The sequence below is a fragment of the Thermosipho affectus genome, assembly GCF_001990485.1.
Taxonomy (GTDB): domain Bacteria; phylum Thermotogota; class Thermotogae; order Thermotogales; family Fervidobacteriaceae; genus Thermosipho; species Thermosipho affectus.
The window spans coordinates 118,683-130,530 of record NZ_LBFC01000006.1; the positions used below are offsets into that span (position 1 = coordinate 118,683).

Annotated in this window: 13 protein-coding genes; 9 read left to right on the forward strand and 4 right to left on the reverse strand. The window is 31.2% G+C overall.

Going from position 1 to position 11,848, the window contains the following annotated elements; translation table 11 throughout:
* Positions 1–165: 165 nt before the first annotated feature.
* Genes XJ44_RS02125 through tilS form a run of 4 tightly spaced genes read right to left on the reverse strand, consistent with a single transcriptional unit; the run spans position 166 to position 4,993 of the window.
* Positions 166–1,530 (reverse strand): B12-binding domain-containing radical SAM protein, encoded by a 1,365-nt coding sequence (locus XJ44_RS02125; protein WP_077197910.1) that lies wholly within the window; start codon positions 1,528–1,530, stop codon positions 166–168.
* A complete protein-coding gene (locus XJ44_RS02130) occupies positions 1,514–1,912 on the reverse strand; it encodes a thioesterase family protein (RefSeq protein ID WP_232218207.1) in 399 nt (132 codons plus the stop codon). Before XJ44_RS02130 ends, XJ44_RS02125 begins: the two co-directional genes overlap by 17 nt.
* A complete protein-coding gene (gene ftsH / locus XJ44_RS02135) occupies positions 1,881–3,725 on the reverse strand; it encodes an ATP-dependent zinc metalloprotease FtsH (RefSeq protein ID WP_077197911.1) in 1,845 nt (614 codons plus the stop codon). Before ftsH ends, XJ44_RS02130 begins: the two co-directional genes overlap by 32 nt.
* The gene (gene tilS / locus XJ44_RS02140) at positions 3,722–4,993 is read right to left on the reverse strand and encodes a tRNA lysidine(34) synthetase TilS (protein ID WP_077197912.1); all 1,272 of its coding nucleotides are present in this window, start codon (positions 4,991–4,993) and stop codon (positions 3,722–3,724) included. The genes ftsH and tilS overlap by 4 nt, the downstream gene beginning before the upstream one ends.
* Positions 4,994–5,075: 82 nt before the next feature.
* On the opposite strand from tilS, the gene XJ44_RS02145 reads away from it, so the two are divergent.
* The 9 genes from XJ44_RS02145 to XJ44_RS02185 are packed head-to-tail and all read left to right on the forward strand — an operon-like array spanning position 5,076 to position 11,847.
* Positions 5,076–6,080 carry a M42 family metallopeptidase gene (locus XJ44_RS02145; RefSeq protein ID WP_077197913.1) on the forward strand — a complete coding sequence of 335 codons (1,005 nt, stop codon included), beginning with the start codon at positions 5,076–5,078 and terminating at the stop codon, positions 6,078–6,080.
* 19 nt (positions 6,081–6,099) lie between these two features.
* Positions 6,100–6,765, forward strand: coding sequence for a hypothetical protein (locus tag XJ44_RS02150; protein ID WP_084758736.1), 666 nt, complete (start codon positions 6,100–6,102; stop codon positions 6,763–6,765).
* A gap of 11 nt (positions 6,766–6,776) precedes the next feature.
* Positions 6,777–7,526 (forward strand): undecaprenyl-diphosphate phosphatase, encoded by a 750-nt coding sequence (locus XJ44_RS02155; protein ID WP_077197914.1) that lies wholly within the window; start codon positions 6,777–6,779, stop codon positions 7,524–7,526.
* Entirely contained in the window at positions 7,527–8,723 is a 1,197-nt protein-coding gene (gene hutI / locus XJ44_RS02160) for an imidazolonepropionase (protein ID WP_077197915.1), read from the forward strand. It abuts the gene before it with no gap.
* Positions 8,710–9,051 (forward strand): NusG domain II-containing protein, encoded by a 342-nt coding sequence (locus XJ44_RS02165; protein WP_075665426.1) that lies wholly within the window; start codon positions 8,710–8,712, stop codon positions 9,049–9,051. Before hutI ends, XJ44_RS02165 begins: the two co-directional genes overlap by 14 nt.
* Positions 9,052–9,065: 14 nt before the next feature.
* Entirely contained in the window at positions 9,066–9,539 is a 474-nt protein-coding gene (locus XJ44_RS02170) for a Gx transporter family protein (RefSeq protein ID WP_255407170.1), read from the forward strand.
* Positions 9,508–10,104: a Maf family protein gene (locus tag XJ44_RS02175; RefSeq protein WP_077197916.1), complete on the forward strand. Its 597-nt coding sequence runs from the start codon at positions 9,508–9,510 to the stop codon at positions 10,102–10,104. The genes XJ44_RS02170 and XJ44_RS02175 overlap by 32 nt, the downstream gene beginning before the upstream one ends.
* Positions 10,055–10,696: a RadC family protein gene (gene radC / locus XJ44_RS02180; protein WP_075665428.1), complete on the forward strand. Its 642-nt coding sequence runs from the start codon at positions 10,055–10,057 to the stop codon at positions 10,694–10,696. The genes XJ44_RS02175 and radC overlap by 50 nt, the downstream gene beginning before the upstream one ends.
* 11 nt (positions 10,697–10,707) lie before the next feature.
* On the forward strand, positions 10,708–11,847 hold the full coding sequence (locus XJ44_RS02185) for a hypothetical protein (RefSeq protein WP_077197917.1): 1,140 nt from the start codon (positions 10,708–10,710) through the stop codon (positions 11,845–11,847).
* Position 11,848: the final 1 nt, after the last annotated feature.

Below are 11,848 nucleotides of genomic sequence, written 5' to 3' on the forward strand. Positions count from 1 at the left end.
TTGTTCATGAAAATAAAAAATTGCTTTGAAATACTGCCAAAGCTATTTTCTATCTACAGATTATAAAAAAACACCTATAGTGCACCACGTGCTAAATTTTTAGTTTTTATCTGTAATATACATGATATCGGAAAAGTTATATTTAGTACTGTACAAAACAAACATTTAAAATCTTTTTTTTATATAATCAACAATTTCCTTTTCAGACATAACATTAAATTCATATTGTTTTTTTGAAAGTTTATAACTTTCAAAGTTTATTCTTATTCCTTTTAGACTCTCCTTCATCCACTTCCTTATTTTATTATATTCCCCATTACTAATAAATTCCCTACCATAAAATGGGGTTTTTTTCTTTGGAATCAAAGGATTAACACTTAAAGTTATTGATTTATACCCCATTTTTTTTACTTTCTCTAAAAAAGACTTTAATTCTACAAAATCAGATAATTCCTCACCTACACCAACTATATAATACATCTTTATACTGTTAAAACTTACTTTTCTTCCAATATCAAGTGCAAATAACAAATCATCCTCATCTATATCCTTCAACATTAAATTTCTAATTCTTTGTGAAACCCCTTCAGGTGCAATGGTAAAGCTTTTTTGACCACTATCTTTTAACAATCTCAACAGTCTCTCAGAGATACCATCCGCCCTCATAGATGAAACGGAAAACTTTATATTATATCCCTCTAAAATATCCAATAATTCATCCAACCATGGATAATCTGTTATTGTAGCACTAATTATTCCAATTGGATAAGTTTCATTTTTTAAAAATTCTTCTATAACATTTGGATGTACAAACTTTACCGGCTTTTTATTATACCCCATCACACAAAAATTGCATCTTCTAATACATCCCCTACCAATTTCTAGAAGCTTTTTTTCACCAAATTCGGAAAATCGTGTTACAAAATGAGAAACAGGGAGTTTTTTTCCAATATCAAAGTTTGTCACTTTATCTTCCCATTTTAATCTTTTAAAATATTCCAATCCTTCTTTCCTACTTTTTAATAAAATTCGAATTCCCTCTGAAACTTCTTTAACCTTATCTTCTAAATCTCCAACAATTATTACATCTGCAATGGGTTTAATCAACTCTTCGTTAAAAAATGTAATTGCTCCACCAATCACAATAACTGGTGAATCTTCATCTCTCTCATTGGCAAGCAATGGTATTCCAAGTTTTTTTAAAATATCCAAAATATTCTCAAAATCAAGCTCAAAATGCAGAGAAAATAACAAAATTCTATTTTCATCTAACGGTTTAAAAGATTCAACGGAATAAAATTTTCTAAACCACTTTTCATAGAAATAACGCTCTGGGTATATACCACTTTCCCAAAATAGTTGTTGCACCCAACTCCACGAAAGAGATGATGCAGCTACTGTATAATTATTTGGAAAAACTAAGGCAACCCCCTGGTTGCCCATAAATTCTTTGAATCTTTTTTCAGAATCACTAAATTTTTTAACATGTGAATATTCTAGAAAATCATCTTTTTTACGTGGCTTCCTCAACTGCTTTCCTCCTAAGATAATTTCTTGAAACTACAACCCTAACAAATTCTGCCTCAGCGACTTTTTTATTATCTTTCGTCAAAATTCCAGAAAAATATATATAATTTCCATCAATTTTCGTAACTCTAACTCCCAAAACCAATTTATCACCAACCATCACGGGAAATATTTGTTTTACCTTCACACTCAAAACAACTGAAATCAAATCTTCTGGTAATACTTCTAATAAAATTTCATATCCCACTCTTACAAATTGTTTAATAATACCGGAAGTTGAAACAAAATGATAATTTCTCATTTCATCATCTTCGTCCCAAATATAAGAATCATCGGGAACAAACTCTATAGTTTTACTTATCCCCTCTATCTTCCTCCACAACACTATCATCCCCCTTAAGTAACTTCCTTAACTCTTCTCCACTAATTTCTTCTCTTTCTAACAAAATTTGAGCAAGTTCATCTAATTTTTCTCTATGTTTATTTAATATTTCTTTTGCCCTGTTATAACATGTGTTTACGATATTTTGCACTTCACTATCAATTAATTTCGCAACTTCTTCACTGTAATTTCTCATCCTTGTAATTTCTTTCCCCAAAAATACTTCTTGTTCCGTCTTTCCCCAAGCAAGTGGTCCAAAGTTATCACTCATACCAAGTTCACAAACCATTTTTCTTGCTATTTCCGTTGCTCTCTCAATATCATTTGCTGCACCACTTGTTATATCATGAAAAACTATTTCTTCTGCCGCCCTTCCTCCCAACAAAGCTGTTATATTATCCATTAGTTCGTTTTTACTAATAAGGTACTTATCCTCTGCGGGAAGATGCAATGTAAATCCCAACGCTTTATAACCCCTAGGTATTATAGACACCTTATGAACCGGGTCAGAATTTGGTAATTCTGTTCCGACTATGGCGTGCCCTAATTCATGATACGCAACAATTTCCTTTTGCTTATTCGAAATCAATCTCGATTTTCTTGCAGGGCCAGCAATCACCCTATCAATAGCTTCTTCAAAATCATCCATAGTCATTTGTACCCTACCATCTCTTGCTGCAAGAAGTGCTGCTTCATTAACGAGATTTTCCAAATCCGCCCCAACAAATCCCGTCGTCCTTTTTGCCAAAATCTTTACATCTACATCTTCAGATATAGGTTTACCCCTAAGATGTATTTTTAAAATTTCTTCCCTTCCTTTTACATCTGGTGGGTCCACCACTACTTTTTTATCAAATCTTCCCGGTCTTAAAAGAGCGGGATCTAATATATCTGGTCTATTCGTTGCCGCCATCACGACTATTCCTTCTTTTACGTCAAACCCGTCCATTTCCACCAAAAGTTGATTTAACGTTTGCTCCCTTTCATCATGTCCACCACCAAGTCCAGCTCCCCTATGTCTTCCAACGGCATCTATTTCATCGATAAACACAATACACGGTGCATTAGATTTTGCTTGGTTAAACAAGTCCCTAACTCTTGCTGCACCTACACCAACAAATAACTCCACAAAATCAGAACCACTTATATGAAAGAAAGGCACATTTGCTTCTCCCGCTACTGCTCTTGCAAGCAATGTTTTTCCAGTTCCCGGAGGTCCAACAAGCAAAACTCCTTTAGGCATCCTTGCACCTATTTTGTTAAATTTTCCAGGATTCTTTAAAAAGTCAACTATTTCCTGTAATTCTTCAACTGCTTCGTCCACACCTGCAACATCTTTAAAGGTTATCTTTTTCTTACCTGGAACCACCTTTTCGGCTCTACTTTTGGTAAAAGTAAACGCCTGATTATTTTTTCCTCCTAATCCCTTTATTAAAAAGCTAAACATAAAAAGCATTAAAATGAAAAATAGTAAATTTCCTACAATATTAACCCAAAAAGAACTATCTACACTTTTTTCACCATTTACGATTATTCCCTTATTAACCATTTTATTAATAAGGTCCATATCGTATTTAACCCATGGCGCATAAACGTTATACCTCTTTCCAGAAATAGTTCTTAATATTACACTTCCATCATCTTTTATCGTAACTTCTGCAATATCACCGGTATCTGATTCTAGTCTTTTAACAAAATCACTATACCTCATAGATGTTTCTGAGGTATTACTGTTGAAAAACACCCCCTCAAGTATCCAAAAAATACTTAAAATTATTAAAAGCCCTACAATTATTGATCCAATTCCTTTATTCAAAATAATAAACCTCCTTTCACATTCACAGATAATCCTTCTTTAGAGACACTTTCTTTATCAACGTAAACACCTGGAACAAAAAACACCGTTTCATTATCCACAAAAACGGGTATAATTCTCCTAATAAATGATGGGATCTTTTTCCTCACAAACATTTCCTTTAACTTTTTACCCCCTTTTATCTTATCTCCAAACTCCCAATTTCTTATAACAAAAGAACTCTTATTAAATATTATACCATCTTTGTCATTTTTTCCAATTTTTATATTAAAAGGTTCTACATAAATTTCCTGTGGAGCATTTATTTCGTAACGAAATTTTCTACTTAAAAAATCACCCAAAAAACCATACCCATACGATATTTCCACTCCATAATTTCCCCAAAAACTAACTTTAAAACTTGTTTTGGAAAGATTTTTCTTCAGCCTATCAAGCTTTTCCTTATCAGGGGCAATTCCATAGTGTTTTAATGTCTGTCTTCTTACAAATTCAATTAAAACATAATCATCATCTGGTATCTTAAAAAGTATTCCATTTAAAAGTGGTACACTCTCTAAATTTATTTTTTTATCCACGAACTTTTCCAATTCCCATAAATTCTCTACAAATCTAAAAACAGCTCCTTCAAATGCCGGATTTATTTTTTTAAACTTTGGGACTATCTCATGTCTTATAAAATTTCTTGTGTATTTTACATCGTAATTTGTTTTATCTACCACAAAATCTATGTTATTTTCTTTTGCAAAAGATTCTATTTCAAATCTTGTATAAAAAAGTAAAGGTCTAATTATATCTCCACTTACAGGTTTCATTCCATAAATTCCAAATGGACCAGTCCCCCGTGAAATTCTAAAAAGTACATTTTCAACTAAATCATTCAAATTATGTGCAACTGCAATCTTTTTTACTCCTAATTTTTTCTTAAAGTTTCTCAAAATGCTATATCTTAACTTTCTTGCAGCTTCTTCAAGTGTCAATTTATTCTCTTTTGCATAACCTAATGCATCAATGCTTGATGTAAAACATGGAATATTTAACCTCTCACAAAATTTTTTCACAAAAATTACCTCATTTTTAGATTCCTTCCTTATACCATGATCAATCGTTGCACAAAAAATTTCTATTCCTATTTTTTCTTTTATCTCATTTAATATGTATAACAAAGTCATAGAATCCACACCACCTGAAACAGCAACCAAAATCTTATCATTTTCCGTGATAACACTATAATCGTTTATCTTCTCGATAAAACTCTCTATCGATAACACATTTTCACCTTCTTTTTATTTGCTAAATTCCACATTAGTAGTGTATAATAAAATTGATAAAATTAAAAGGAGGTTTTCATGTATGAAAGAATTAATAAAAAAACTTACCGAAACACATAGTCCAAGCGGTCGAGAAGAGAAAATTAGAAAAGTAATCCTCTCTGAGCTAGAAGGTTACATCGACGGTTATAAAGTAGATAAATTGGGAAATTTAATTGTCTGGAAAAACGGTTCATCTGGCAAAAAAATACTTTTAGATGCACATATGGACGAGATTGGGGTAGTAGTAACAAACATAGATGATAACGGATTTTTAAAAATTGACATGGTGGGTGGTGTATCACCTTATACGATCTTTCGTTCAAAAGTTAGATTTGGTAATGTTGTAGGTATAGTTGATGTTGAAGGAGAAACAGGTCAAATTTTAGCGGAAAACATAAAAAATATGTCCTTTGACAAAATATACGTAGATATAGGGGCAAAGTCAAAGGAAGAAGCAGAAAAAATTTGTCCTATAGGAACTTTTGGAACCTTTGATGGATACTTCGTTGAAAACGGCGATTATTTCATCTCAAAATCAATGGATGATAGAATTGGTTGCGCAGTAATAATAGAAGTGTTTAAAAAACTTAAAAATACAAAAAATTCGGTATATGGAGTATTTGCAGTGCAAGAAGAAGTTGGAATAATAGGCGCAAGAGTTGCGGGCTATGATATTGATCCAGATGTGGCTATAGCAATTGATGTTACCGCCGCAGGTGATACTCCAAAAGCAAATAAAAGAGTATCAATGAAATTGGGAAGTGGAGCATGTATAAAGGTAAAGGACGGATATTCAATTAGTGATAAAGAAATGGTAAACGTATTAAGAGATCTTGCAGAAAAATACAATATACCATATCAAATGGAAGTTTTAATTTACGGTGGAACAGATGCACGTGGATATCAAAACACAAAAGCAGGTATTCCAAGTGCAACTATTTCTATTGCCACAAGGTATATTCACACACCAAACGAAATGGTACACAAAAAGGATGTAGAAGCCACTATTGAGTTGATTTTGAAATACGTAGAGGAGGGAATTTAAGCTGCGTTCTTTTACACCCTTGGAATTAAAAATACTAAGCACTCTTATACTTATTTTATCTTTAATAACATTACTACTTCTAATATCAACTATTTATCTGTACATCAAAAAATCTTCTGTAAACGTAGATGTTGTATACATTCCAAAAAAAATTGAATTCAAAAATGTAACTGGGAGTGAAAAGCTCCCAGATTTTTCATTAGATTCCACAACTACTATGATCAAATTTGAAACATTTAATTATGATAAACTGTTAGTACATTCACTTGATATCTTAGAATACAGCACAGATGTTTCCACCTTTGTGGTAGACTCACAAAATGCCCTTAAAATAGTAAAGTTAAGTAAAAATTTTTTAATCAACAAGTTATCAGAGGATACATACTTTTTAGTAGTACCATCAAAGATAAGGCTCCCAGGTCTTCTTGCCGGAAAAAGTGTATACACAATATTCTTAAAAACAGGTGAAAATGCAGAACCTATTTTTAGAGATATTCTAAATCTAAGATCAAATGGCTTTTCATCATTTGCAATAAAATTTAAAAGGAATAATAAAATCTTCTATTCACTTTGTTTAGGCGCTTTTCCAGATATCGATTCTGCTAAAGAATATTTAAACAATTTAAACGTAAAAGAATTAAAAATATATACATATAGGCCATACGCAGGAAGAATAACACATTAAGGAGGAAGAAAATGGAGATAATTCTTGGAATCATACAAGGTCTTACCGAATTTTTACCCGTTTCAAGTTCTGGACACTTAAGTATGTTCTCAAAAATTCTAAACATAGATTCAAATTTATCTATTTTTGCACTTTTACATCTTGCAACATTAGCCGCAATTATAATTTTTGTATGGAAAGAATTATTTGAAATAATAAAAGGATTGTTTAAATTTGAAAAAAATTATATAAATCTTGTACTTAAAATTATTGTCTCTACAATACCTGCAGCAATTTTTGGTCTTTTATTTGAAAACAAAGTGGAATCTTCCATTTCAAATCTTAAAATTATCTCTTTCTTCTTTTTAGTAACGAGCGCCGCGCTTTTTATTTCCGACAAACTAAAGGGAAAGAAAAATTATTTTGAAATAACATATACCGATGCATTAACAATCGGTTTATTTCAGGCGTTGGCAATATTCCCAGGAATATCAAGAAGTGGATTCACACTATTTGGCGCATTAATGATAGGATTAAAAAGAGAATTAGCGTTAAAATATTCTTTTCTAATAAGTATTCCCGTAATATTAGGAGCTGGTATACTAGGTGTAAAAAACATGTCTATTAATACAATCTATTTAACCTCTGCGCTAGTTGCTTTCATATTCGGTTTATTTAGCTTATTTATACTTAAAAAAGCTACTATCTCAAAAAATCTTAAGATATTTTCCATATATTGTCTATTTGCATCTATTCTCTCATTTATATTAGGGGGGATTTAAATGTTCAAGATACATGCTGATCATCTTTTAACTCCAACGGGAAATACTCCAAAAAAAGGAAAAGAAATGCAAGAATTATTCGAGGCATTTGACGTAGATGTGATAATTGATCATGGGAAAATTTTGGACATAAAAAAGCACAAATCAAAATCTGATTATACAATTAATGCAAAACTTGTAACTCCCGCCTTTGTAGATGCACATACACACATTCCATTCTATGGAAAACGTGCAAATGAATTTTACATGAGAGCACGTGGGAAAACCTACTCTCAAATATTCGAAAAAGGTGGGGGAATTCACAGCAGCGTAAAGATGGTAAGAAACGCAACTGTAGATGAAATAGTAAAAGAAAACATTAAATATTTAAACCTCTTAAAACAAAACGGAATATGTGCAATTGAAGGGAAAAGTGGATACGGTCTTGAAAAAGTAAGTGAAATAAAACAGCTAAAAGCGATATCAATATTAAATGAAATACAGGATGTGAAAGTGATTCCAACATTTTTGGGGTTACATGCAATTCCAAAGGATAGTGATAAAACAGAATATATAAAAAATGTAAAAGAATGGCTAGATGATATCAAAAGTTTCACAAATACAATAGACGTATTTTGCGATAAAGGTGTGTTTCTACCGGAAGATATTGAGGAATTTTTTAATTTTGCCAAAGAAAGGGGATTTAAATTAAGATTCCATGCAGATGAAATAGCAAATGTCGGTGCAACAAAACTTGCGGTGAAGTTACATGCAGTCTCTGCAGATCATTTATTAAAAATAGATGAAGAAGAAATAGCTTTACTTTCAAAATCAAATACAGTTGCAACATTAATGCCAGGCACAAGTTTCTACCTTGGTGAAACATTTGCAAATGCAAGAAAAATCATTGATAAAGGTGCGGCAGTTGCTTTAGGCTCTGATTTTAATCCCGGTTCATGTCCAATCTTTTCACCATCGTTTGTTATGCATCTTGCCATAAGATTTTTAAAAATGGAACCAGAAGAAATCTTAACGGCTTACACCTTAAACGCTGCACATGTGCTTGGAATTGAAAATGGAAAAATAGAGCCAGGATTTCAATGTGATATTGCCCTTTGGAACACAAATGAATTTTTGGATATTCCCTATATGTTTGATCAAAACTTTCTAAGAGGTATTATAATCAACGGAAAGGTGACTATGTATGAAGTTTTTTAAACGTGCAGACATTGTTTTAATCCTTATAATAGTCCTTTTTTCCGTAATATTTTTTCCAAAAGTTAGTAAAAATTCCATTTTCGTGGTAAAAGTTAACGGAGAACTCTATTTAAAACTAACAAAACCCGGAGCATACAAAATAAAAGATAACAATGGAAAAGTCCTTTCAATTGTACACTTTGACGGCGAAAAAGCTTGGATAACAGATTCAACTTGTCCTTTAAAGATTTGCGAAAAAACTGGTAAAATAGACAAAGGAGGAAAAATAATTTGTGTTCCAAACAAGATAGTCGTAGAATCGAAAGAACAAGAATTACAAACCTGGTAATATACGCCCTTTTGGTGTCAATATCTTCCGTAATGTTTGTTATAGAAAAATACATTCCATATCCTGTACCTGCTGGAAAATGGGGGTTTTCCAATTTTGTAATATTATACACTGTATTAAACATTGGCTTTAAAGGTGGAGTGTTAGTAGGTACTTTAAAAACATTAATTGGAAGTATATTTACCGGAACAATATTTACCCCTCCTTTCTTTATGGGGTTTTTTGGTATAATCGCAGCTGTGACCTTTCAATGGTTATTTTCAAAATTAAATTTTTTTGGATACATTGGAATAAGCGTTATAGGTATGATTGCAAATAACTTTACACAAGTCTTAGTTGGAAGTATAATCATAAGGAGTAACTCTATATTTTCTTTTTTACCACTAATGATTGGACTTGGCATTATTTCTGCAATAATTAATGCCATCCTTGCACAAAAAATGGAGGAGATATTTAATGAATCTAATTTTGGCAACAACATCTCCTAGAAGAATAGACATATTCAAAATGCTAAATATCACGTTCAAAGTGATACCACCAAATATAAACGAAAACATAAATGAAAAAAATCCAGAAGAATTGGTAAAAAAACTTTCACTCATTAAAGCAAAAAGTATTAAAGAAAAAGGTATAATAATTGCAGCAGATACAATTGTCTACTTTAATGGCAAAATTTTTGGAAAACCTAAAGATTACGATGAAGCATACAATATGCTTAAAACTCTTTCAGCAAATTGGCATACAGTATACACTGGAGTAACCATTCTAACAGAAAATGAAACAATCACATTTTGTGAAAAAACAAATGTGAAATTTAAACCTTTAACTGATGAATTGATAAAATACTATATAAATACGTCAAAGCCATTTGATAAAGCAGGTGCATATGGTATCCAAGAGCTTGGTGCTATACTTGTAGAAAAAATAGAGGGGGATTTTTACAACGTTATGGGATTTCCAATTTCAAAAGTCTGGGATATCTTGTGGGATAGGGGGATAATAAATGCTTCCACGGGAAAAACTTCTGGTGGATGGTGCGGAAAAACTTTCTAATTATGAACTAATATCCATTCTAATTAGAACTGGAACAAAAGATAAAAACGTATTTGAACTTTCAAAAAAATTACTCGAATATTTTGACAACAGTCTTCTAAAATTAAGCAAAGCAAGTATAGAAGATTTATGTAATGTAAAAGGACTTGGCAAGGCAAAAGCTGCTACAATATTTGCAGCAATCGAACTCTCAAAAAGACTTTTAAATGAAGAAAGAAAAGGAAAAACATTAAATTCACCTGAATTAGTATACGAATATTGCAAAGATATGAAACAATACGATCAAGAAGTGGTAAGGGTAATAATGCTCAACTCTAAACTTTCAGAAATTACTTCAAAAGATATAACAATCGGACTTATAGACACAAGTCTTGCACATCCCAGGGAAATTTATAGAGAAGCTATTAAAAACTCCGCAGCATACATCATTCTAGTACACAACCACCCATCTGGAGATGTAAAGCCAAGTAAAAATGACAAAGATTTAACTTTTAAAATTAAGGAAGCAGGGGAAATAATAGGTATAAAGTTGCTTGACCATATAATTGTTGGAAATGGATTTTACAGTTTTAAAAAAAATAAATTACTTTAAGGGGTGTCAAAATGGAAAAAGAAGATAAACTAAAAAATATTTTAGAACTCAAAAAAAAATTGGAAAAGGAATTAGTAAAAACTGGGAAAAAGAAAAAAGAAAAGATTAAAAATAATCCTAAAAGCGGCAAAGATATAAAAAAATTAAAAGAAAAACTTATAAAAAAAGCAAACATTTCAAAAGAAGATAGCTACACTATTTTCGATATCAATAAGCAAGATTATGATGCAAGTATTGAAGAAATAATCAACACTTTAAGAAAATTTTCCACCACCGACAAAATATTTCTTGCATTAATAAACATTTTAGAGGGAAATTTCGATGAAGCTAGCAAGTTTTTAAACCAAAATACGGTAATTTCAAAATACAACTTGCTACTTACAAAACTCTATAAAAAGCAAAACATATCAAACGAAATCGTCGAATTTATCAAAAACAATACGCATTCCATATACCCTTATCTATTACTTTTGGAGTATTACATTGCAAATGGATTATCCAAAAACTTTTCAAAAATATTATCTCAACTCTCAAATATAGATAGCTTTTTTAAAATTATCCTCGATGCCTATATGGGGAACCAAATAGATACAAATACCTTAAAAAACATAATTAAAACAAAAGTTTTTCCGTCTCTCACTCTATTTTTCATCAAAAAGAAAAACTTTGAATCAGAAAACACCAAAAGTTTTTGTCTAAACACAAACTACAGTTTAATTGAAGGAAAGATACCACCAAACAGACCATACTGTATAAAATCAGTTTTTGCAAATACCGCCTGGGCACTATTAAATGGCCGTGAAATAAATCTCAATAACCTAAAAAGGTTCGAAAAAACCCCAGAATATAATCTATTTTTTGGTTTCTTCTATTACAACAACAACTTGTTTGAAAAATCAAAGATATTTTTTAGTAAATTTGAAAATCAAGTGGAAAAATACGAAATTAAACTACTTTTTAAGAAAGAAACGTTTGTTGGTTTAAAGCAATTTTATTATATTCCCAGAGGTTATCAAAAAAAATTGAGTGGAAACATATTCGACATTATCCACCAAAATCCAGAGTACGACTTCTACGTTGAATACTTTGATCCAGAAGTTGTTAGGTTATTATTTTCGGAAAAACATTGTAAACTAATATACGGTGATTAAT